At 43.0% G+C, this 23408-nt stretch carries 23 protein-coding genes and 1 pseudogene; 20 read left to right on the top strand and 4 right to left on the bottom strand.

Going from position 1 to position 23408, the window contains the following annotated elements; genetic code table 11:
• From MK403_RS02985 to folK, 3 genes are read left to right on the top strand one after another with little or no spacing between them, the layout of a single operon-like run.
• The gene (locus tag MK403_RS02985) at positions 1-1347 is read left to right on the top strand and encodes a bifunctional folylpolyglutamate synthase/dihydrofolate synthase (RefSeq protein WP_268708918.1); all 1347 of its coding nucleotides are present in this window, start codon (positions 1-3) and stop codon (positions 1345-1347) included.
• Positions 1304-1858: a GTP cyclohydrolase I FolE gene (gene folE / locus MK403_RS02980; RefSeq protein WP_268708917.1), complete on the top strand. Its 555-nt coding sequence runs from the start codon at positions 1304-1306 to the stop codon at positions 1856-1858. Before MK403_RS02985 ends, folE begins: the two co-directional genes overlap by 44 nt.
• A 41-nt stretch (positions 1859-1899) precedes the next feature.
• Complete coding sequence (gene folK / locus MK403_RS02975) at positions 1900-2712, top strand: 2-amino-4-hydroxy-6-hydroxymethyldihydropteridine diphosphokinase (RefSeq protein WP_268708916.1); 813 nt, start codon at positions 1900-1902, stop codon at positions 2710-2712.
• A gap of 46 nt (positions 2713-2758) precedes the next feature.
• Here folK and MK403_RS02970 read toward each other — a convergent pair whose 3' ends face one another.
• A complete protein-coding gene (locus tag MK403_RS02970; RefSeq protein ID WP_000886039.1) occupies positions 2759-3076 on the bottom strand; it encodes a DUF960 domain-containing protein in 318 nt (105 codons plus the stop codon).
• A gap of 209 nt (positions 3077-3285) precedes the next feature.
• Between MK403_RS02970 and ccpA the strand changes: the two genes are divergently transcribed.
• On the top strand, positions 3286-4296 hold the full coding sequence (ccpA, locus tag MK403_RS02965; RefSeq protein WP_001090631.1) for a catabolite control protein A: 1011 nt from the start codon (positions 3286-3288) through the stop codon (positions 4294-4296).
• Positions 4297-4336: 40 nt separating this feature from the next.
• On the opposite strand, the gene MK403_RS02960 is transcribed toward ccpA, so the two are convergent.
• Entirely contained in the window at positions 4337-5299 is a 963-nt protein-coding gene (locus MK403_RS02960) for an asparaginase (RefSeq protein ID WP_268708915.1), read from the bottom strand.
• Positions 5300-5364: 65 nt separating this feature from the next.
• Here MK403_RS02960 and MK403_RS02955 point away from each other — a divergent pair, with 65 nt between their 5' ends.
• Entirely contained in the window at positions 5365-6750 is a 1386-nt protein-coding gene (locus MK403_RS02955; protein ID WP_268708914.1) for a Cof-type HAD-IIB family hydrolase, read from the top strand.
• A 39-nt stretch (positions 6751-6789) separates the two neighbouring features.
• Here the strand turns inward: MK403_RS02955 and MK403_RS02950 are convergent, their stop codons facing one another.
• Complete coding sequence (locus MK403_RS02950; RefSeq protein ID WP_000079158.1) at positions 6790-7242, bottom strand: universal stress protein; 453 nt, start codon at positions 7240-7242, stop codon at positions 6790-6792.
• A gap of 166 nt (positions 7243-7408) precedes the next feature.
• Between MK403_RS02950 and MK403_RS02945 the strand changes: the two genes are divergently transcribed.
• The 5 genes from MK403_RS02945 (at position 7409) to MK403_RS02925 (ending at position 12375) form a co-directional block, all read left to right on the top strand.
• Positions 7409-7708: a hypothetical protein gene (locus tag MK403_RS02945; protein WP_268708913.1), complete on the top strand. Its 300-nt coding sequence runs from the start codon at positions 7409-7411 to the stop codon at positions 7706-7708.
• A 144-nt stretch (positions 7709-7852) separates the two neighbouring features.
• A complete protein-coding gene (locus tag MK403_RS02940; RefSeq protein ID WP_268708912.1) occupies positions 7853-9067 on the top strand; it encodes a pyridoxal phosphate-dependent aminotransferase in 1215 nt (404 codons plus the stop codon).
• 234 nt (positions 9068-9301) lie between these two features.
• On the top strand, positions 9302-9877 hold the full coding sequence (locus MK403_RS02935) for a DUF2625 family protein (RefSeq protein WP_268708911.1): 576 nt from the start codon (positions 9302-9304) through the stop codon (positions 9875-9877).
• A gap of 258 nt (positions 9878-10135) precedes the next feature.
• Positions 10136-10270 (top strand): 50S ribosomal protein L34, encoded by a 135-nt coding sequence (gene rpmH, locus MK403_RS02930; RefSeq protein ID WP_000831905.1) that lies wholly within the window; start codon positions 10136-10138, stop codon positions 10268-10270.
• Positions 10271-10413: 143 nt separating this feature from the next.
• Positions 10414-12375: a peptide ABC transporter substrate-binding protein gene (locus MK403_RS02925; protein WP_268708910.1), complete on the top strand. Its 1962-nt coding sequence runs from the start codon at positions 10414-10416 to the stop codon at positions 12373-12375.
• 91 nt (positions 12376-12466) lie between these two features.
• Here the strand turns inward: MK403_RS02925 and MK403_RS02920 are convergent.
• Positions 12467-14304 (bottom strand): annotated as a pseudogene (locus MK403_RS02920) (APC family permease).
• A 151-nt stretch (positions 14305-14455) separates the two neighbouring features.
• Here MK403_RS02920 and MK403_RS02915 point away from each other — a divergent pair.
• The 10 genes from MK403_RS02915 (at position 14456) to MK403_RS02870 (ending at position 23350) form a co-directional block, all read left to right on the top strand.
• Positions 14456-15229, top strand: a complete 774-nt coding sequence (locus tag MK403_RS02915; RefSeq protein WP_268709052.1) for a TatD family hydrolase — start codon at positions 14456-14458, stop codon at positions 15227-15229.
• A complete protein-coding gene (gene rnmV, locus MK403_RS02910; protein ID WP_268708909.1) occupies positions 15229-15795 on the top strand; it encodes a ribonuclease M5 in 567 nt (188 codons plus the stop codon). Before MK403_RS02915 ends, rnmV begins: the two co-directional genes overlap by 1 nt.
• Before the next feature lie 63 nt (positions 15796-15858).
• Complete coding sequence (gene rsmA / locus MK403_RS02905) at positions 15859-16731, top strand: 16S rRNA (adenine(1518)-N(6)/adenine(1519)-N(6))-dimethyltransferase RsmA (RefSeq protein ID WP_268708908.1); 873 nt, start codon at positions 15859-15861, stop codon at positions 16729-16731.
• Between the two features lies 1 nt (position 16732).
• Positions 16733-17611, top strand: a complete 879-nt coding sequence (rsgA, locus tag MK403_RS02900) for a ribosome small subunit-dependent GTPase A (RefSeq protein WP_268708907.1) — start codon at positions 16733-16735, stop codon at positions 17609-17611.
• Positions 17612-17621: 10 nt separating this feature from the next.
• Positions 17622-18278 (top strand): ribulose-phosphate 3-epimerase, encoded by a 657-nt coding sequence (gene rpe / locus MK403_RS02895; RefSeq protein WP_268708906.1) that lies wholly within the window; start codon positions 17622-17624, stop codon positions 18276-18278.
• Complete coding sequence (locus MK403_RS02890; protein ID WP_268708905.1) at positions 18241-18903, top strand: thiamine diphosphokinase; 663 nt, start codon at positions 18241-18243, stop codon at positions 18901-18903. Before rpe ends, MK403_RS02890 begins: the two co-directional genes overlap by 38 nt.
• 1 nt (position 18904) lies before the next feature.
• On the top strand, positions 18905-20164 hold the full coding sequence (locus MK403_RS02885) for a DNA recombination protein RmuC (RefSeq protein WP_268708904.1): 1260 nt from the start codon (positions 18905-18907) through the stop codon (positions 20162-20164).
• Complete coding sequence (locus MK403_RS02880; RefSeq protein ID WP_070567750.1) at positions 20154-21095, top strand: 3'-5' exoribonuclease YhaM family protein; 942 nt, start codon at positions 20154-20156, stop codon at positions 21093-21095. The genes MK403_RS02885 and MK403_RS02880 overlap by 11 nt, the downstream gene beginning before the upstream one ends.
• Before the next feature lie 104 nt (positions 21096-21199).
• Complete coding sequence (purR, locus tag MK403_RS02875) at positions 21200-22027, top strand: pur operon repressor (RefSeq protein ID WP_002874197.1); 828 nt, start codon at positions 21200-21202, stop codon at positions 22025-22027.
• 66 nt (positions 22028-22093) lie between these two features.
• A complete protein-coding gene (locus tag MK403_RS02870; protein WP_268708903.1) occupies positions 22094-23350 on the top strand; it encodes a diaminopimelate decarboxylase in 1257 nt (418 codons plus the stop codon).
• The last annotated feature ends 58 nt before the right edge of the window (positions 23351-23408 follow it).

The following is a 23408-nucleotide window of genomic DNA, read 5'->3' as shown; positions in this document are numbered from 1 at the left end:
ATGAACGAAATTGAAAACAATCAGTGGATTGCCCACTACCGGACGGACCAACCACATTTTGGTTTGGAACGAATGGTGGAACTCCTAGCTCTGCGAGGCAATCCCCATCTCAAACTTAAGGTCATCCATATCGGAGGGACCAATGGCAAGGGTTCGACCATTGCTTTTTTGAAAAAGATGCTGGAAAAATTAGGGCTGAGAGTTGGTGTTTTCAGCTCGCCCTATCTCATTCATTATACAGATCAGATTAGCATCAATGGGGAATCCATCCCAGAAGCGAGGCTAGAAGCCCTCATGGCAGTTTATCGCTCTTTGCTTGAGGGGGAGAGGAGCGTTGCATTACAAGGAACGACTGAGTTTGAGATTATCACAGCCATAGCTTATGATTACTTTGCCTCAGAGAAAGTAGATGTGGCCATCATGGAAGTGGGCATGGGTGGACTTCTGGATAGCACCAATGTCTGTCAGCCAATTCTGACAGGAATTACGACCATTGGCTTAGACCATGTAGCTCTACTAGGTGATACCTTGGAAGCTATAGCAGAGCAGAAAGCTGGTATTATCAAGCAAGGCATTCCTTTGGTAACAGGTCGCATTGCTCCAGAAGCCTTGGCTGTTATCGACCGCATTGCGGAAGGGAAAGATGTACCGAGAATACGATATGGGAAAGATTATCAGGTCAGTCACCAAAAGAGTGTGGTGACAGGCGAAATCTTTGATTATACCAGTTCTGTCAGACAAGGTCGTTTTCAAACAGGTCTGCTTGGTTTACATCAGATAGAAAATGCGGGGATGGCACTTGCCCTCCTAGACACTTATTGCCAGGAGACTGGGCGAGAATTAGCAAGTAATGCCTTGGTTGCTCAAGCTTTGAAAGAAACCAGATGGCCAGGGCGTTTGGAGGTCGTATCTAGTAACCCCTTGTTGCTTTTGGATGGGGCCCATAATCCCCATTCTATCAAGGCCTTGTTGGTAACCTTGCGAGAACGCTTTGCGGATTATCATAAGGAAATCCTCTTTACCTGCATCAAAACCAAGGCTTTGGAGGATATGCTGGATTTGCTAGAAACGGTGCCAGATAGTCAACTGACTTTAACCTGTTTTGACGATAGTCGGGCGACGGATGAAAGAGTATTGAAAGAGGCAGCTGAGTCTAGAAATCTCAACTATCAAAGTTGGCAGGATTTTCTAGAGCAGAAATTGACAGATAAAAAAGAAGAGAAACAAACAGTTAGGATTGTCACAGGTTCCTTGTATTTCTTGAGCCAAGTGAGAGCCTACCTGATGGAGAGGAAGAACGAGAATGGATATACAAAAGATCGAAACGGCTGTAAAAATGATTATTGAGGCCGTCGGTGAGGATGCTAACCGCGAGGGCTTGCAGGAAACACCTGCTCGTGTAGCCCGTATGTATCAAGAGATTTTTTCAGGTCTTGGTGAAACAGCGGAGGAACACCTGTCAAAATCCTTTGAGATTATTGATGATAACATGGTGGTAGAAAAGGATATCTTTTTCCACACTATGTGTGAACACCACTTCTTGCCCTTTTATGGTAGAGCGCACATTGCCTATATTCCAGATGGTCGTGTGGCAGGCTTGTCCAAGTTAGCCCGTACGGTTGAAGTCTACTCTAAAAAACCACAGATTCAAGAACGTTTGAATATTGAAGTGGCTGATGCCTTGATGGACTATCTAGGGGCTAAGGGAGCCTTTGTTGTTATTGAAGCAGAGCATATGTGTATGAGCATGCGTGGTGTCAGAAAGCCAGGCACTGCGACTTTGACCACTGTAGCCCGTGGCGTATTTGAGACGGATAAGGATCTCCGAGATCAGGCTTATCGTCTAATGGGACTATAAAAGAATCCGCTATAAGCGGATTTTTCTAGAAAGGACTAGTTATGGATCAGCTAAAGATTAAAGATTTGGAAATTTTTGCCTATCACGGGCTTTTTCCTAGTGAAAAAGAGCTAGGGCAAAAGTTTGTCATTTCGGCGACCCTATCCTATGATATGACCAAGGCGGCGACAGACTTGGATTTGGCGGCTTCTATCCATTACGGCGAACTTTGTCAGCAGTGGACAGCTTGGTTTCAGGAAACCACAGAGGACTTGATTGAAACAGTAGCCTACAAACTAGTTGAACGTACCTTTGAGACCTATCCTCTTGTCCAAGAAATTGAGTTGGAACTCAAAAAACCTTGGGCTCCAGTGCATTTACCACTGGATACCTGCTCAGTGACCATTCACCGTCGTAAGCAACGGGCTTTTATCGCCCTAGGAAGCAATATGGGGGATAAGCAAGCAAACTTGGAACAAGCTATTGACAAACTGCGAGCTCGTGGTATCCATATTTTAAAAGAGTCCAGTGTCTTGACGACGGAGCCTTGGGGCGGTGTAGAACAAGCTAGTTTTGCTAATCAGGTGATTGAAGTAGAAACATGGCTTCCAGCACCAGTCTTGTTAGAAACTTTGTTAGCCATTGAGTCAGAAATGGGACGGGTTCGAGAGGTGCATTGGGGACCTCGTTTGATCGATTTGGACCTGCTCTTTGTAGAAAATCAGGTCATCTATACAGACGAGCTGATCTTGCCTCATCCTTACATAGCAGAACGCCTCTTTGTTCTTGAGCCCTTACAGGAAATAGCTCCCCATTTTATTCATCCAGTACTCAAACAGCCGATACGCTACTTGTATCAAGAATTGAACAAATAGAAAAAACTCTAGTTCCTCAGCAGTTTGCGCCGAGAAGCTAGAGTTTTTAAAATAGGTCATTTTCTTCAGGAAGGAGGATGGTTTCTTTCCCGTCCATGTCTAAAACAAGAACCCGAGGAGGGTAAAGAGGGTCGAAGGGATGATTAAAATCAAAGTCGATACTAGTCGGCAGGTGCTGACTAGAGAAATGGAAGGTAATGGTCCCCTCGTTGTTTAGTAGTTGAAATTCGAGTTCCTCTTCTAATTCAAAGACGTTTTTCAAAAAATGATCGATAATAAACCATAAAGAGTCGATAACATCGTCAGGCAAGCTGGTCACAACGCCAAAACTGGCCGAACGTCTCTGAGTATTTGTAAAAGCCATAAACTTTCCCTCCCTCCTTTTATTTTTCCTTATCATACAGCAAAACATCCCAAAAATCAAGAAATCGTACTCACTTTTTCAAAATGGGAATAGGTTGTGAAATTTTTTCAAAGTTTCTCTAAAAAATACTTGAAAGTGTTTACAATAAGTGATAAAATGGAGTAAGCAGATGTATGAAAGCGAAATTTTCAATATAGAAAGGAAATAGAATGAACACAGATGATACAGTAACGATTTATGATGTTGCCCGTGAAGCTGGGGTTTCAATGGCAACTGTTAGCCGTGTAGTGAATGGCAATAAGAACGTCAAAGAGAATACTCGTAAAAAAGTTCTAGAGGTGATCGATCGTCTTGACTACCGTCCAAATGCGGTAGCGCGTGGCTTGGCCAGCAAGAAAACCACGACAGTTGGTGTTGTGATTCCAAATATCACCAATGGCTATTTTTCAACCCTAGCCAAGGGGATTGATGATATTGCAGAGATGTATAAGTACAATATCGTCCTAGCCAACAGTGATGAAGACGATGAAAAAGAAGTTTCAGTAGTTAATACTCTCTTTTCAAAACAAGTTGATGGTATTATCTTTATGGGCTATCACTTGACTGAAAAGATTCGTTCAGAATTTTCTCGTTCTCGGACACCAGTTGTCCTTGCAGGAACGGTGGATATCGAACACCAGTTGCCAAGTGTTAATATTGACTACAAACAAGCAACGATTGATGCAGTAACTCATTTGCTTCAGGAAAATGAAAAGATTGCCTTTATCAGTGGACCACTTGTTGATGATATCAACGGCAAAATTCGATTGATTGGTTACAAGGAAGCTTTGAAAAAGGCAGGAATCCCTTATAGCGAGGGCTTGGTATTTGAGTCTAAATACAGCTATAATGATGGCTATGCCTTGGCAGAGCGCTTGGTTTCTTCACAGGCTACAGCTGCAGTTGTGACAGGTGATGAATTGGCTGCGGGTGTGTTAAATGGCTTGGCAGATCACGGTATTTCTGTACCGGAAGAGTTTGAAATCATTACGACAGATGATTCTCAAATTGCACGATTCACTCGTCCAAACTTAACGACAATTGCTCAACCTCTATACGACCTTGGTGCTATCAGTATGCGTATGTTGACCAAGATTATGCATAAAGAAGAGTTGGAAGAACGTGAAGTTCTCCTGCCTCACGGTTTGACAGAACGTCGTTCGACACGAAAACGCAAATAGAAAAAATCAGGGAATCGAGAAGATTTCCTGATTTTCAATTTTAACCTTCCATGTAATTGCGAAGTTCTTGTCCTTTTAGTCCCGCGTTGATAGCAATCAATAATTTGAGGCGAGCTTTTTGAGCATTGAGTTCTTTGACAAAGAAAACGCCAGACTCTTGTAATTGAACTCCTCCGCCTGGATAGGCGTAAACGGGTTCTGCAATTCCGTTAAAACAACGTGAAACCAAGGCGACTGGAATACCTTTTTGGAGGAGACTTTCTAATTTTTGAGCTGTTTCTTTGGGTACATTACCTGCTCCAAAAGCTTGAACGACTAATCCATCTAGGTGATCTAGGTCAAGCATATCAATCAGCTCATCTGTCATACCTGCATAGGCCGAGATGATGGGAACCAGACCTTGAATATGTTCGAGATCAAAACGGACACGAGGCTCAGCTGTTTTAAAGTAGAGGATTTCTTGCTTCATGATGAGACCAAGTGGTCCGTGTGTTGGAGTTTGGAAGGTACCGACATTGGTCGTATGGGTTTTGGTAACATACTTGGCTGCGTGGATCTCATCATTCATGACGACCAGCACACCCTTGTCGGCTGCTTTGTCATCGCTGGCGACTCGTAAAGCGCTCAGATAGTTGTATACACCGTCGCTACCGAGTTCATTTGAACTACGCATAGCTCCTGTTAGAACAATGGGCATGTGTGGGATTTCCATGGTATCAAGGAAGTAGGCAGTTTCCTCTAGCGTATCTGTTCCATGTGTGATGACAACTCCATCGTAGTGGTCTGCTTCCTCTTTGATTTTATGATAGAGTGCAAGCATATGCTTGGGTTTGATATGGGGACTCGGTAGGTTAAAAAAGTCTAGGGCATGAACCTCAATCCCTTCAAGTGGATTGGAAACATGGTTCATGGGATTGTCCTGACTAGTTATAACAGCACCAGTGGCGTCTGCTTGCATGGAAATAGTCCCACCTGTATGTAAAACAAGGATTTTCTTAGGCATGAATTACTCACTCTTTCTGAAATGTGGTATAATCATTGTAACACAAAAGGGGAGAATGGGGTAGGATGGAAGTCAAAGCTGTTTTTTTTGATATCGATGGAACGCTAGTCAACGATCGCAAGAGTGTTTTGAAATCCACTAAGGACGCGATTAAGATTGTCAAAGAGCAAGGAGTGCTTGTTGGAGTGGCGACAGGACGGGGGCCTTTCTTTGTCAAGGAATTGATGGAAGATTTAGATCTAGATTTTGCAATAACTTATAACGGACAATATATCTTTAATAAAGAAAAAGTTTTATTTGCTAGTCCGATTGCTAAGTCAAGCCTGCGTCAACTGATTGCCTATGCTAAAAAGGAGCGAAAAGAAATCGCTCTTGGAACCGAGCATGCTGTTGTTGGTTCGAAAATTATGTCATTTGGTCTTGGGTCCTTTTCACAGCTGGTTAGTCGTTTTATTCCGACTGTGCTGACAAGAACTGTTAGTCGCTCTTTTAATCGAATGGTTAGTAAGGCAGTCCCTCAAAAGGAAGATGACCTACTTCGTTTGATCAATGAGCCAATCTATCAAGTGTTAATGCTGATGACTCCTGAAGAATCTGAGAAAGCTGCAAGTGATTTTGAAGATTTGAAATTGACTCGAAGCAATCCCTTCGCTGCGGATATCATCAACCAAGGAAATTCCAAACTAGAAGGCATTCGCCGAGTCGGGAAAGAGTATGGTTTTGATCTCAACCAAGTCATGGCTTTCGGTGATTCAGACAATGATCTGGAAATGTTGGCAGGTGTTGGTATGTCTGTAGCCATGGGAAATGGCAGTAGCAGCGTCAAAGAAGTTGCCAAGCACATTACAGCAAGTAACCAGCAAGATGGCATCCACAAGGCGCTTGAACATTTTGGGGTCTTGGCTTCAGAAAAAGTTTTTGTCAGTCGAGATTACCATTTTAATAAGGTCAAGACCTTCCATCACATGATGGATGAACGGACGCAGGAAGAGCCACAGGCATGGGATGTTGAAGGTGCAACCCACCGCGCAGACTTTAAAATTGAAGAATTAGTAGAGTTTGTCCGAGCGGCAAGTTCTTCGGAGGAAGAATTCCAGCAGTCACTTGCAAGCATGCATTCGGCAATTGATAAGGCGGCCGAAAAGGTGAGGCAAAAAACGCCTGCCCAAAAAGATCTAATCGGGCAGGTTGATGCCTTAATCGATACACTGTACTTTACTTACGGCAGTTTTGCCTTGATGGGAGTGGATCCAGAACGCATCTTTGATATTGTGCATGAGGCAAACATGGGGAAGGTTTTTCCTGATGGAAAAGCCCATTTTGATCCAGTTACACATAAAATCTTAAAACCGGATGACTGGGACGAAAAATATGCTCCAGAACCTGCTATCAGAAAGGAACTGCAGCGACAACTCAAGGCTTATGAGCGACATAAAGAGAAAAATAAGTAAGTAAGAAAAAAGGGAGCCTAGCAGGCTCCTTTTGTGTTCCTATAATGTTTTTTCTTGTTCTCTCACGACGAGTAAATCAACTTTTGCGTGGCGGAGGATGTATTCAGATGAAGAGCCAACCAAGAGGCGTTCAAAGGCATTAAGACCTGTTGCACCGACGAGAATCAAGTCAACATTTTCTGCGTCTGGAATGGTACGGGCAAGGAGGGTTTTCGGATTTCCCATTTCGATGACGATGTGAATATCCGTCACGCCCGCATCTTTTGCACGTTTTTCGTACTCTTTCATCAAACTTTCAGCGTCGACTTGGAGTTCTTCGTAAACTTCAGCATCAAAGGTAGACACGCTTTGAAGAGCGCGTGTGTCAATAACATGGGCAATGGTGAGCTTGGAATCATTGCGTAGAGCAGTGTAAACACCTTTAACAAAAGCCAAGTCTGCCTCTTTAGAACCATCAATTGCAACCATAACATTTTGGTAACGTTGTGCCATAATGAAACCTCCTGAAATTTTCTTACTTTTATTGTAATCCTTTTCACTAAAGAAGTAAAGTAAAAATCATATTTAAATAAATATTATCGGAGATTCGATTTGGGGGAGATATGTTAAAATAAAAGAAAACGGGATAGTAGGAGACACAGCGAAGGGATGAGAAAGTATGAAAGAGTCTGTTCAAGCTTCTAAAAAAATAAGTTTTCTTTATCATGGAATTATCCTTGCGTCACTTGTAGGAGAAGTAGTGATGCTTTGGCAGCTGGAAAGAGTCGTGCCCGTTCTCTATCCAGGTTTTGTCGGCTTTCTTCTCTTTCACCTAGTCTACCACATCATTTTATTTGTGATTGCAAAGAGAAGTGGTCGTTTGGACTATTTGGTCACGTGGGGGCTCTTTCTCATGTTTAATCTTTTGTATGATTCCTTTTTAGCATTAGTCTTCCTAGGTTTGTCTTTTGGTATGTGAGAAAATACTTCTGCATTCTAGTTATTTAGACGGTGAGAACCTAGTCGTTGTGAGTTTTTTTCTTTGCTTGCTCATTTCAGGAAACTTGTCGCAATCCCTTTCTAGTGGTATAATGTTACTATCTCGGTGAATTGAGGAAACAAGATGAAAGAATATAACAAATCTAGTAAGTTAGAGCACGTTGCCTATGATATCCGTGGTCCTGTTTTGGAAGAAGCTATGCGGATGCGAGCAAACGGAGAAAAGATTTTACGCCTGAATACAGGAAATCCAGCAGAATTTGGCTTTACAGCGCCAGATGAGGTCATTCATGACTTGATTATGAATGCGCGTGATAGTGAGGGATATTCTGACTCCAAAGGGATTTTCTCAGCACGTAAAGCCATCATGCAGTATTGCCAATTGAAGAACTTCCCCAATGTGGACATTGATGATATCTACCTTGGAAATGGAGTCAGCGAGCTGATTGTTATGTCCATGCAGGGGCTTTTAGACAATGGAGATGAGGTCTTGGTTCCTATGCCAGACTATCCTCTCTGGACAGCCGCGGTCAGCCTAGCTGGGGGAAATGCCGTTCACTATATCTGTGATGAAGCTGCAGAATGGTACCCTGATATTGACGATATCAAGTCAAAAATTACTTCCAATACCAAGGCCATCGTCCTTATCAACCCAAATAACCCAACTGGAGCCCTTTATCCTAAGGAACTCTTGTTGGAGATTATTGAGATTGCCCGTCAAAACGACTTGATCATCTTTGCAGATGAGATTTATGACCGCATGGTGATGGACGGGCATGTACACACGCCTGTGGCAAGCTTGGCACCAGATGTCTTCTGTGTCAGCATGAATGGTCTGTCAAAATCGCATCGTATCGCTGGTTTTCGTGTGGGCTGGATGGTCTTGTCTGGGCCTAAAACCCATGTTAAAGGCTATATCGAAGGTCTCAATATGCTGTCCAATATGCGCCTTTGCTCTAACGTTTTGGCCCAGCAAGTCGTACAAACATCACTAGGTGGGCACCAGTCAGTGGACGAATTACTCCTTCCTGGTGGTCGCATCTATGAGCAAAGAAACTTTATCTATAATGCCATTCAAGATATTCCAGGTTTATCTGCGGTCAAGCCGAAGGCGGGTCTTTATATCTTCCCTAAAATTGACCGCAATATGTACCGCATCAATGATGATGAACAGTTCGTTCTTGATTTCTTGAAGCAGGAAAAGGTTCTCTTGGTTCATGGCCGCGGTTTTAACTGGAAGGAACCAGACCATTTCCGTATCGTTTACCTCCCTCGTGTGGACGAATTAGCGCAAATCCAAGAAAAGATGACTCGTTTCTTGAAACAGTATCGTAGATAAGGGTTCTATAGGGTTCAACTAGATTTTAGCGTTTTATCTCAGAGAAAGCGAACGTTTTTATGATTTAAACGTTACCTCTCTGAGATTTTTATTTTCTTGGAAGAATACTGGGTAGGTATAACATCTTAAAAGATTAGAATTTATTATTAGAATCTTTAATATTACAAACATTAGTAACTATGAACTACAAGAGTAAAGATGAATAGTGGAGAATAGGTAAATAAAATGATAACTATGAGAGAGATTCTTGAAAAATTTGATGAAAGTTCCAATGATATTAAGTTTTTAGAATTTAATAAAAAAATAACGGATACTATAGAAACACCACAAGAACTGAAGTTTATCTTAGAACATTTTTCTTATATAACTGTTAATGGTTATTTAAAGATTTTGGGGAATGACTCAGAGAATGGATTCATCTATTGTAATGAATTGTTTTCAAAATGTTATAATCCTAATCGTTGTTTGATAGCTTATGATATTTTGGGTGGTCTATTTGCAATAAATATTGAAAAATTAAATTCAATAGAATATTTCGCCCCTGATACATTAGAATGGGAGGATTTGGAGATAGATTACAAGGGATTTTTATATTGGGTTACGACAAGTCAGTTAGACACATTTTATCAAGAACTTATAGTACCAGATTTGTTCAAATTAGATTTATCGCTTGAAACAAATGAAGTTGTTCTGACCTATCCTTTTATTTGGTCAATGGAATACACTCCATCAGGTGCAGTTAGAAAAATAGTTCCTTTTAAAGAATTGTTAGAAATGAATGCTAATTTTTGTAGACAGTTTGGGATATGAAATCGGTGGATTCAATATAGGAAATGCATGTTGGCAAGAATTATTTTTTACTGATTTATTAGCATCTGAAGAGAATGTTACTGTTAACTGTTTCAGATAAGGGCTTTCAATAAGGGCTTTCATAGGAAAAGCTAGAAAACATTTGCTTGGAGCTATTGACAAAATTGGCAGAATCAGATAGAATAGTAAAGTATGTTTAGTAACTGATCACTTTATAGCCGGCTAAACGAATACAAAATCTATGAGGAGGTATTCATCGTGAAACGTACTTATCAACCAAGTAAACTTCGTCGTGCGCGCAAACACGGATTCCGTAACCGTATGTCAACTAAAAACGGTCGTCGCGTATTGGCAGCTCGTCGTCGTAAAGGACGCAAAGTTTTGGCTGCTTAATCCAAACGAATTCAACAAAGAAGTCAGTAGGAACTCGAGTCTACTGGCTTTTCTTTTTTCCTATAATATCAGTCTTTAAATGCTTTATATTTTTTCTGAAATAATGTATAATGTTTCATATACTATAAAAATGGAGAACAGTTATGAAGAAATCAAAAGCCCTCCTACTAGGGGCTGGAATTTTAAGTGCAAGCTTCTTGATGGCGGCTTGTAGTTCGGCACAATCAAATACAGATAAAACCTACTCATATGTATTTGCTAGCAATCCAGATACATTAGACTATATCACTTCGACACGTGGCTCGACTTCTAGCATTACGACAAACTTGATCGATGGTTTGTTGGAAAATGATAAATACGGCAATCTCGTTCCTTCTATGGCAGAGTCATGGACAGTATCAAAAGACGGTTTAACCTATACCTATAAAATCCGCCAAGGGGCTAAGTGGTATACCTCTGAAGGAGAAGAGTATGCTGAAGTGACAGCACATGACTTTGTGACGGGTCTTAAGTATGCAGCTGATAAAAAGGCTGAGAACTTGTACTTGGTACGGGATTCAATCAAAGGTTTGGCAGATTATGTCGAAGGGAAAACATCTGACTTTGAGACGGTTGGAGTCAAGGCAGTGGACGACTATACTCTCCAATACACCTTGAACAAGCCAGAGTCTTATTGGAATTCAAAGACAACAGGGGGAATTTTGAGTCCTGTCAATGAAGCCTTTTTGAAATCAAAGGGAGATGACTTTGGAAGTGTTACCCCATCTAGTATCCTGTCAAATGGGCCATACTTGTTCAAGTCTTTCACATCAAAATCTTTAATTGAGTTTGAAAAGAACCCTAATTACTGGGATAAGGACAATGTCAAGATTGAGAAGGTAAAACTTTCCTTCTATGATGGTTCAGACCAAGATGGTTTGGCTCGAGGATTCTTAGAAGGCAACTACACAGATGGCCGTATCTTCCCGACAAGCTCTGTCTTTGACCAGTTGAAAAAAGGGAATGAAGATAAGATTACCTATACTCCTCAGGATGCTGTGACTTTCTACTATCTCTTCAATGTTAACCGTCAAAGTTACAATCAAACCATGAAACAGACGGATAAAGAAAAAACCGATTCGCGTCTAGCTATGCAAAACAAGGACTTCCGTCAGGCGATTAACTTTGCCTTTGACCGTCACGCCTACGCTGCCCAGACAAATGGAGAAGATGGAGCTGACCGTATCCTTCGAAACACAGTCACACCAAGTAACTTTGTTCAAATCGGTGGGAAAAACTTCGGAGATGCTGTCAATGAAAAGATAGTCAACTATGGTTCAGAGTGGGCTAATGTCAATCTAAACGACGCTCAGCCTGCCTTCTTGAATGCTGACAAAGCCAAGGCAGAATTTGCCAAAGCCAAAGAAAGTTTGCAAGCAGAAGGTGTGACTTTCCCAATCCATCTAGACATGCCAGTGGACCAGACTGCTAAGTTGGACGTACAGCAAGCCAGTTCTTTCAAGCAGACGGTTGAGGAGACACTTGGATCAGATAATATTGTTATCGATGTGATTCAACTTTCTCCAGACGAGAAAGACAATGCAACCTTCTTTGCTGACACAGCTGAACAAAAGGACTATGACATCGACATCTCAGGCTGGAGCGGAGATTACTCTGATCCCAAGACCTATCTTGACCTCTTGGATCCAGACTCTGGTTCTCAGTTAAAAAATCTTGGCTTGACTCCAGGAAAAGACAATGATGTCAAGGAAAAAATCGGTCTCTCTACTTACAAGAAGTTGTTGGATGCGGCAGATAAAGAAGTTGAAAACACTCAGGTTCGCTATGAGAAATTTGCCGAAGTTCAAGCTTGGCTAACAGATAGTGCTCTCTTTCTGCCAGTTCAAAGTGGAGGAGCTAATCCAATCTTCCGTAAGACTGTACCGTTCACAGGAGCTTTCTCATTTGTCGGACACAAAGGGGATGCGGACAACTACAAATACCTTGAGTTGCAAAAAGATCCCGTGACTGCGAAACAGTACCAAGAGCTTTATGAAAAATGGCAAAAAGAAAAAGTTGAGTCCAACAAAAAAGCCCAAGAAGATTTAGCTAACCACATTCAATAATATTCCTAGTCATGCTTTTTAGTTAAGCATAGTGGCTGGATTCAGAAAAAGGCCCCACCAGACGCTTTTTGGTTCTGGTAGGGCCTTTTCTTTATTCTTTTAAGTGATAAGAGTAGCTGGCGACAACGACGTCTTCATGCCATCTGAGAGCGTATTTTAGTTTGAGGCTCATCTGATTGTGCAGGATATTTTGCCAAGGCTTGTTAGGGATAAACTGTGGGACAAGGACTGTAACGGTGTAGTTTTTTTGCTTAGCTTCTTGGGCGATTCGTTTGACATACTTAACACTAGGGGTGATGATGTCGCGGTAACTGGTATTGATATTCTTCAGAGTGATATTTGGGAAGTAGTCGGCAAATTCCTGAAGAATTTCTTGGTCTTTTTCTGCCGTTTCTTTAGTAGAAATGTGCATGGCTAACACTTCATCACCGATACTTTGAGCGTAGTTAATGGCTCCGACACTTACTCGAGTAACATTCCCTACTAGAACAAGGACAAGGTTGCCGTCATAAGTGCGCTTTTCAATTCCTTCGTAGAGTCGTAGCTGTTTTGCCACTTTTTGGTAATGGCTGTGAATGGACAAAAAGAGGAAAGTAAGAACTAGGATAATTGGGAAGAATGGCCAGATATCACCCAGTCTGAAGAGGAGTAAAATGAGGACAATAGCATAACAAATGATGGCCCCAAGGATATTAGCAAAGGCAGGTTTTAAAAAGTTTGCTCCTTTTTCCAATGGCGAATCATCCCAGTCTGAGAAAGGGCAAAGGGAACGAAGACACCGATAGTATAAAGAGGAATCAGGCGTTCAGTATTCCCGTTAAAAATGAGAAGAAGGATCATAGCTCCAAAAGCCAGAGTTAAGATACCGTTGGAGTAACCGAGACGATCCCCCTTTTCCATAAAGAGATGGGGCATGTACTTGTTTTTGGCCATATTGTAGGACAGCATAGGGAAGGCCGAAAAGCCAGTATTTGCAGCTACAGCTAGAATCAAGGCTGTTGAGAACTGGAAGAGATAGTAGCTAGCATGACCAAAGAATGAATCACCAAGAATGCCCTTGGCCATTTGCGAAAGGATGGTTTCTCCATTTTGAGGTGTGATGCCCATCCAGTAGTTGAGGAAGGTAATGCCCGCAAAAAGAAAACCTAAAATGAGCGACATGATGGTCAAGGTCTGAGCAGCATTCTTTTCCTTCGGAGTTTTGAAAAATGGTACCGCATTTGAAATAGCTTCAACCCCTGTCAGAGAGGCAGAGCCACTGGTAAAGGCTCTCAATAGGAGAACGATGGAAAGGCTCGGAACAGTTTGTCCAATGGTTGAAGTCGCCTGATAGTTTAGGGAACCTGTAAATAGTTGAAAGAACCCATAAAGCAAGAGAAAGACGGTACTGAAGATAAAGAGGTAGACGGGAATCATCAGAGAGCTGGCAGATTCTTTTAATCCTCTTAAATTCAAGAGCATGAGCAGGCAGACTAGGAAAATAGAGATATGAAGATTGTAGGGATGGAGGGCAGGGATGGCTGCTGTAATAGCATCAGCTCCAGAAGCAACGGATACGGCTACTGTCAGCATATAGTCAACAAGGAGGCTGCCTCCTGCAATCAAGCCTAGTTCAGGGGAGAGATTTTCTCGAGTAACCATATAAGCTCCTCCACCTTGAGGATAGGCATGAATGATTTGACGATAGGAAATGGTCAAACTAGCGAGCAGTAAGAGGACAAAAATACCGATAGGGAGGCTCCACCAAATAGCGAGAGGAGAGAGACTGACTAAAACGAGAATGACTTGTTCAGGTCCATAGGCAATAGAAGACAGGGCATCACTAGATAACATTGCAAGTGCCTGCATTTTCCCCAACAACCCCCCTTCGCCGTCTGTGAGAGACTTGAGTGGTCTACCGATAAAGGTATATTTTAATTTTCTAAACATTTTCTTTTCCTTTGATGAAAATTTCAATAAGTGTTATTATACTGCTTTGAAAAAGGGCAGTCAAGAGAGAATGACTGGTTTTTGGATATTTTTCCAAGCCGAGGGATGCTATTTTTGGTATAATAGATGGAAGAAAATGAGGTTAGAAGAGATGATTTTTGATACGCACACACATTTAAATGTAGAAGAATTTGCAGGACATGAGGCAGAAGAAATCGCCTTGGCTGCTGAGATGGGTGTGACACAGATGAATATTGTTGGTTTTGACAAGCCGACCATTGAACGTGCCCTAGAGTTGGTAGATGAGTATAAGCAACTCTACGCAACTATTGGCTGGCATCCGACGGAAGCAGGGACTTACACAGATGAGGTCGAAACTTACTTGCTTGAAAAACTAAAACATCCCAAGGTTGTTGCCTTGGGGGAGATTGGTCTGGACTACCATTGGATGACAGCACCTAAGGAAGTGCAGGAGCAGGTTTTTCGTCGTCAGATTCAGCTGTCTAAGGATTTGAATTTGCCTTTTGTGGTTCACACTCGTGATGCGCTAGAAGATACCTATGAGATTATCAGGAGCGAGGGCGTTGGTCCTCGTGGTGGAATTATGCACTCATTCTCAGGTTCTCTCGAGTGGGCTGAGAAGTTTGTTGAGCTTGGTATGACTATTTCTTTCTCAGGTGTGGTGACCTTTAAGAAAGCGACGGATATCCAAGAGGCTGCTAGAGAACTCCCTTTGGACAAGATTTTGGTAGAGACGGATGCGCCCTACCTGGCTCCTGTTCCTAAACGTGGCCGTGAAAACAAAACAGCCTACACACGCTATGTGGTGGACTTTATCGCGGATTTGCGTGGGATGACGACTGAGGAGTTAGCCGCAGTAACAACTGCAAATGCAGAGCGAATTTTTGGATTGGATAGCAAGTAATGAAAGAAAAAATTTCCCAAGTCATCGTGGTCGAAGGGCGTGATGACACGGCCAATCTCAAACGTTACTTTGATGTAGAGACCTATGAAACACGAGGTTCCGCAATAAATGACCAGGATATAGAACGCATTCAGCGCCTGCATGAATTGCATGGAGTCATTGTCTTTACAGATCCAGATTTTAATGGGGAGCGGATTCGTCGCATGATTATGACGGCCATTCCAACGGTACAGCATGCCTTTCTCAAGCGAGATGAAGCGGTTCCCAAGTCCAAGACCAAAGGACGCTCTCTGGGAATTGAACACGCTAGCTATGAAGACCTGAAAACAGCGCTCGCTCAGGTGACAGAGCAATTTGAAAACGAGAGTCAGTTTGACATCAGTCGGAGCGACTTGATTCGCCTAGGTTTCCTAGCGGGAGCAGACAGTCGTAGACGTCGAGAGTATCTAGGCGAACAGCTCCGCATCGGCTATTCCAACGGCAAGCAACTCCTCAAGCGCTTAGAGTTGTTTGGAGTAACCTTGGCAGAAGTAGAAGAGGCTATGGAAAGTTATGATAATAGCTAGATAGCTCAAAAATACAAAGAGAATGTGTTACAATAGAGGTAGTAACTATAGAAAAGAGAATAAATGAGAATTGCAGATTATAGCGTGACCAAGGCAGTGCTGGAGCGTCACGGTTTTACCTTTAAAAAGTCCTTCGGGCAAAATTTCCTGACGGATACTAATATCCTTCAAAAAATCGTGGATACAGCTGAAATTGATGACCAGGTTAATGTCATCGAAATCGGGCCAGGTATTGGTGCCTTGACAGAGTTTTTGGCTGAGCGTGCAGCTCAAGTCATGGCTTTTGAGATCGACCACCGTTTGGTACCGATTTTGGCAGATACTCTTCGTGATTTTGACAATGTAACAGTGGTTAACGAGGACATTCTTAAGGTCGATTTGGCGAAACATATCCAGAATTTCAAAAATCCTGAATTGCCAATCAAGGTAGTGGCTAACTTGCCATACTATATCACGACGCCTATTCTCATGTACTTGATTGAAAGTGGCATTCCATTTAGTGAGTTTGTCGTCATGATGCAAAAAGAAGTGGCGGATCGTATCTCAGCCCAACCTAATACCAAGGCTTATGGTAGTTTGTCTATTGCTGTGCAGTATTATATGACAGCTAAGGTTGCCTTCATCGTGCCTCGTACGGTCTTTGTGCCAGCCCCAAATGTGGACTCAGCCATTTTAAAAATGGTGCGCCGTCCAGAGCCGGCTGTAGCAGTGGAAGATGAGAACTTCTTCTTTAAGGTTTCCAAGGCTAGTTTTACCCATCGCCGCAAGACCTTGTGGAACAACTTGACAGGCTACTTTGGGAAAACTGATGAAGTCAAGGATAAGTTGACCAAGGCTTTGGATCAGGCAGGCTTGTCACCAAGTGTACGTGGAGAAGCTCTCAGCTTGGCAGAATTTGCTAGCCTAGCTGATGCGCTCAAAGGACAAGGACTCTAAGATGAAGGGACAAATCATTAAAGCCTTAGCGGGCTTCTACTATGTGGAGAGTGAGGGTCAAGTTTACCAGACGCGCGCGCGTGGGAATTTTCGTAAAAAAGGCCACACACCCTACGTTGGGGATTGGGTAGACTTTTCTGCCGAGGAAAACTCAGAAGGCTATATTCTTAAGATTTACGAACGGAAAAATATCCTGGTCCGTCCGCCTATTGTCAATATTGACCAAGCTGTGGTGATCATGTCGGCTAAGGAGCCGGATTTTAATAGCAATTTGCTGGATCGCTTCTTGGTTCTCTTGGAACACAAGGGTATCCATCCTGTTGTCTATATTTCTAAAATGGATTTGCTAGAAGATAGGGAAGAATTAAGTTTTTACCAACAAACCTATGGTGCTATTGGTTACGACTTTGTGACTAGTAAGGAAGAGCTCTTGCCTTTGTTGACAGGAAAAGTGACGGTCTTTATGGGACAAACGGGTGTTGGGAAGTCAACCCTTCTCAATAAAATAGCACCGGACCTCAATCTTGAAACAGGAGAAATCTCAGACAGTCTGGGTCGCGGTCGTCATACCACTCGAGCTGTTAGTTTTTACAACCTCAATGGGGGTAAAATCGCGGACACACCAGGCTTTTCATCACTGGATTATGAAGTGTCAACGGCTGAAGACCTCAATCAGGCCTTTCCAGAGCTTGCTAGTGTTAGTCGAGATTGTAAGTTCCGTACTTGTACCCATACCCATGAACCGTCTTGTGCGGTCAAGCCTGCAGTGGAAGAAGGCATCATTGCGACCTTCCGTTTTGACAATTACCTGCAATTCCTCAGTGAAATTGAAAATCGCAGAGAAACCTATAAAAAAGTCAGCAAAAAAATTCCAAAATAAGGAGAAACCTATGTCTCAATACAAGATTGCTCCGTCAATTCTGGCAGCAGATTATGCCAACTTTGAACGTGAAATCAAACGCCTAGAAGCAACTGGGGCAGAATATGCCCATATCGATATCATGGATGGTCATTTTGTACCGCAAATCAGTTTTGGTGCAGGTGTGGTTGAAGCTCTTCGACCACATAGCAAGATGGTCTTTGACTGCCACTTGATGGTGGCGAATCCTGAACACCACTTAGAAGACTTTGCGCGTGCAGGTGCAGATATTATCAGCATTCATGTGGAAGCAACACCTCATATTCATGGAGCACTTCAAAAGATTCGCTCTCTTGGTGTCAAACCTTCGGTTGTCATCAATCCTGGTACGCCTGTTGAAGCCATTAAGCACGTCCTTCATCTAGTTGACCAAGTCTTGGTCATGACGGTTAATCCTGGCTTCGGTGGACAAGCCTTTCTACCTGAAACCATGGATAAGATTCGTCAGTTGGTTGCCCTTCGTCAGGAAAAAGGCCTGAACTTTGAAATTGAAGTCGATGGCGGCATTGATGACCAGACCATTGCTCAAGCCAAAGAAGCTGGAGCGACCGTTTTTGTAGCAGGATCCTATGTCTTTAAGGGAGATGTCAATGAACGAGTGCAAACTCTCAGAAAACAATTGGACTAGGGTTGCCGTTTTTGCAGGCGGAGATCGCGGTCACTATCGGACGAATTTTGATTACTTTGTCGGTGTAGATCGTGGCTCGCTCTGGGTCTTGGAAGAAGGCTTGCCTCTGGCTCTAGCAGTCGGGGATTTTGATTCGGTGACTGCAGACGAACGTCAGTTGATTCAAAAACGTGCCCAACATTTTGTCCAAGCTCAGCCAGAAAAAGATGATACAGATTTGGAATTGGCTCTCTTGACCATCTTTGAGCAAAATTCTCAGGCTCAGGTCACTATTTTTGGGGCTCTTGGTGGTCGTATTGATCATATGCTGGCCAATGTCTTCCTGCCTAGCAATCCCAAGTTGGCACCTTATATGCGTCAGATAGCGATTGAGGACGGGCAAAATTTGATTGCTTATTGTCCAGAAGGGACCAGTCAGCTTGAACCGCGTTCAGACTACGATTATCTAGCCTTTATGCCAGTTCGGGATAGCCAGCTGACCATTCTTGGTGCCAAGTACGAATTGACAGAGGAAAATTTTTTCTTTAAAAAAGTATACGCTTCTAACGAATATATAGATAGGGAAGTTTCGGTGACTTGCCCAGATGGCTATGTCGTCGTGTTGCATAGCAAGGACAGGAGGTAGGATGGAGACTGTATTACTACTACTATTATTAATTGCCAACCTAGCTGGACTCTTTCTGATTTGGCAAAGGCAAGATAAGCAAGACAATTACCTAGCCAAGAGTTTGGAGGATCAAGCAGACAATCTTTCAGATCAACTGGATTATCGCTTTGAACAAGCCAGACAAGCCAGTCAGCTGGATCAAAAAGATTTGGAAGTGGCTGTCAGCGACCGTTTGCAAGAAGTGCGAATGGAGTTGCACCAAGGCTTGACGCAAGTTAGACAGGAGATGAACGAGAATCTCCTCCAAACCAGAGATAAGACCGACCAACGCCTCCAAGCCCTGCAGGAATCAAATGAGCAACGTTTGGAACAAATGCGCCAGACAGTCGAGGAAAAGTTGGAAAAGACCTTGCAGACGCGCTTGCAGGCTTCCTTCGAGACAGTTTCCAAGCAACTAGAGTCTGTCAATCGTGGCCTTGGAGAAATGCAGACAGTTGCCCGTGATGTCGGAGCTCTCAACAAGGTTCTCTCTGGGACCAAGACGCGAGGGATTCTGGGAGAATTGCAACTGGGGCAAATCATTGAAGACATCATGACACCTGCCCAGTACGAACGAGAATACGCAACGGTTGAAAACTCTAGCGAGCGAGTAGAGTACGCCATCAAGTTACCTGGCCAAGGCGATCAAGAATATGTCTACTTACCGATTGACTCCAAGTTTCCACTGGCAGATTATTACCGCTTGGAAGAAGCCTATGAAGCAGGTGATAAGGACGAGATTGAACGCTGTCGTAAATCGCTTTTAGCGAGCGTCAAGCGCTTTGCCAAGGATATCAAGAGCAAGTACATAGCGCCACCGCGGACGACCAATTTTGGAGTCTTGTTTGTTCCGACAGAAGGTCTTTATTCAGAAATTGTTCGCAATCCGGTCTTCTTTGATGATTTGAGACGGGAGGAGCAGATTATTGTCGCAGGTCCAAGTACCCTATCAGCCCTGCTTAACTCCCTATCAGTTGGCTTCAAAACTCTCAATATCCAAAAGAGTGCTGACCACATCAGCAAGACTCTTGCTAGTGTCAAGACCGAGTTTGGCAAGTTTGGTGGCATTCTGGTCAAGGCACAAAAGCATCTCCAACATGCCTCTAGCAATATTGATGAATTATTAAACCGTCGTACTACAGCTATCGAGCGGACGCTCCGTCACATTGAGTTATCAGAAGGTGAGCCTGCGCTTGATCTACTCCATTTCCAAGAAGATGAGGAAGAATATGAAGATTAGTCACATGAAAAAAGATGAGCTGTTTGAAGGTTTTTACCTGATTAAGTCAGCTGACCTGAGACAGACGCGTGCAGGGAAAAACTACCTAGCCTTTACTTTCCAAGACGATAGTGGCGAGATTGAAGGAAAACTCTGGGATGCCCAACCTCATAACGTTGAGGCCTTTACCGCAGGGAAAGTAGTCCACATGCAGGGACGTCGAGAAGTTTATAACAACACTCCTCAAGTCAATCAAATTACTCTCCGCTTGCCTCAGCCTGGTGAACCCAATGATCCAGCTGATTTCAAGGTCAAGTCGCCAGTTGATGTTAAGGAAATCCGTGACTACATGTCGCAAATGATTTTCAAGATTGAAAATCCTGTCTGGCAACGTATCGTGCGTAGTCTCTACACCAAGTATGATAAGGAATTCTACTCCTATCCAGCTGCCAAGACCAACCACCATGCCTTTGAGACGGGTTTGGCCTATCATACAGCAACCATGGTGCGCTTGGCAGATGCCATTAGTGAGATCTATCCTCAGCTCAACAAGAGCCTCCTCTATGCTGGGATTATGCTGCACGACTTGGCCAAGGTTATTGAGTTGACGGGACCAGACCAGACGGAGTATACAGTGCGAGGCAATCTCATCGGCCATATAGCCCTCATCGATAGCGAAATTACCAAGACAGTCATGGAACTGGGCATCGATGATACTAGGGAAGAAGTGGTGCTACTGCGCCATGTCATCCTCAGTCATCATGGCTTGCTGGAGTATGGAAGTCCAGTCCGTCCACGCATTATGGAGGCAGAGATTATTCATATGATCGATAATCTCGATGCTAGTATGATGATGATGTCAACAGCTCTTGCTTTGGTGGATAAAGGAGAAATGACCAACAAAATCTTCGCTATGGACAATCGTTCCTTCTATAAACCAGATTTAGATTAATAATTTAAGAAAAACGAGCATTTTTTACGCAATAATGTTCGTTTTTTTATGTGAATGTGGTATAATGGATAAAATATCAAAATTAAATGGAATGGTAAATAAAAATGAAATTAAGAAGAAGTGATCGGATGGTTGTCATTTCCAACTATTTGATTAATAATCCATACAAACTAACAAGTCTCAACACCTTTGCAGAAAAGTACGAATCTGCTAAATCATCGATTTCAGAGGACATTGTGATTATCAAGCGTGCCTTTGAGGAAATCGAAATCGGTCATATTCAGACTGTGACTGGAGCAGGTGGTGGCGTTATCTTTACACCATCAATCTCGAGTCATGAAGCCAAAGAAATGATCGCAGACTTGCGTGACAAACTTTCAGAAAGCGACCGTATCTTGCCAGGTGGCTACATCTACCTGTCTGATTTGCTCAGTACGCCTGCCATTTTGAAAAATATTGGACGCATCATTGCCAAGAGCTTTATGGACCAAAAAATTGATGCCGTTATGACAGTAGCAACAAAAGGTGTGCCACTCGCAAATGCAGTTGCCAATGTCCTCAATGTTCCATTTGTCATTGTGCGCCGTGACTTGAAAATTACCGAAGGTTCAACGGTCAGTGTCAACTATGTTTCAGGTTCCAGCGGTGACCGTATTGAGAAAATGTTCCTTTCAAAACGCAGTCTCAAGGCAGGCAGTCGTGTCTTGATTGTGGATGACTTCTTGAAAGGCGGAGGAACGGTCAACGGGATGATTAGTCTCTTGCGTGAGTTTGACTCTGAACTAGCTGGTGTCGCAGTCTTTGCAGACAATGCCCAAGAAGAACGTGAAAAGCAGTTCGATTACAAGTCACTCTTGAAAGTAACCAATATTGATGTCAAGAACCAATCCATCGATGTTGAGATTGGAAATATCTTTGACGAAGACAAATAAGAGATAGAACTAAAGGTTGGAACGATTGTCCCAGCCTTTCTTTACAAATAGAATAGAAAGAAGCTTATGAAAACACCATTTATCAGCCGAGAAGATTTAGAAACAATTGTTGCAGAGTTCCCGACTCCCTTTCACTTGTATGATGAGAAGGGGATTCGTGAAAAAGCAAGAGCCGTCAACAAGGCCTTTTCCTGGAACAAGGGCTTTAAAGAATATTTTGCCGTCAAGGCTACCCCAACACCAGCTATCTTGAAAATTCTCAAAGAGGAAGGTTGTGGTGTGGACTGTTCTAGTTATGTGGAGCTTTTGATGAGCCATAAACTTGGGTTTCCCGGTTCTGAGATTATGTTCTCTTCTAACAACACGCCAGACCAAGACTACGCTTATGCGCGTGAATTAGGTGCGACCATTAACTTGGATGCCTTTGAAGATATTGAACATCTAGAGCGTGCAGCAGGCATTCCAGAAATTATCTCTTGTCGTTACAATCCTGGAGGCGTTTTTGAACTGGGGACGGATATTATGGACAATCCTGGAGAGGCCAAGTTTGGGATGACCAAGGACCAGCTTTTTGAAGCCTTTACTATTTTGAAGGAAAAAGGAGCCAAGACTTTTGGGATTCATTCCTTCCTAGCATCCAATACCGTCACCCATCTCTACTATCCAGAGTTGGCGCGTCAACTCTTTGAATTAGCCGTTGAAATCAAGGAGAAATTAGGTATTTCACTAGACTTTATCAATCTTTCTGGTGGAATTGGTGTCAACTACCGCCCAGATCAAGAGCCAAATGACATTGTTGTGATTGGTGAGGGAGTTCGTAAGGTTTATGAGGAAGTCCTTACGCCAGCAGGTCTTGATCAGGTCAAGATTTTCACTGAATTGGGGCGCTTTATGCTGGCACCTCACGGAGTTCTCGTCACCAAAGTAACTCATAAAAAGAAAACCTACCGTACCTATCTGGGTGTGGATGCCTCGGCCGTCAACCTCATGCGTCCTGCCATGTATGGAGCTTACCACCATATCACCAATCTGACCCATCCAGACGGACCAGTTGAGGTTGTAGATGTGGTTGGTTCACTCTGTGAAAACAATGATAAATTTGCCATTAATCGCGAACTACCTTATACAGAAATCGGTGATTTACTGGTGATTCATGATACAGGTGCACATGGATTCTCCATGGGTTATCAGTACAATGCCAAACTACGCTCGGCAGAAATCCTCTATACTGAAGAAGGCAAAGTCCGCCAAATCCGCCGTGCAGAGCGCCCTGAGGACTATTTTGCAACCTTGTATGGTTTTGATTTTGAACCCGATCATTAAAAAAATGAAAATGAAAGTGAAAAACAGATTGCTTTCTAAAAAATAGACAAAAATCTTG

Origin of the sequence: Streptococcus oralis, assembly GCF_026782285.1 — a bacterium.
Lineage (GTDB): Bacteria > Bacillota > Bacilli > Lactobacillales > Streptococcaceae > Streptococcus > Streptococcus oralis_CG.
Note: the sequence above shows the minus strand (reverse complement) of the source record. Positions and strands in the feature narration are given on the sequence as shown.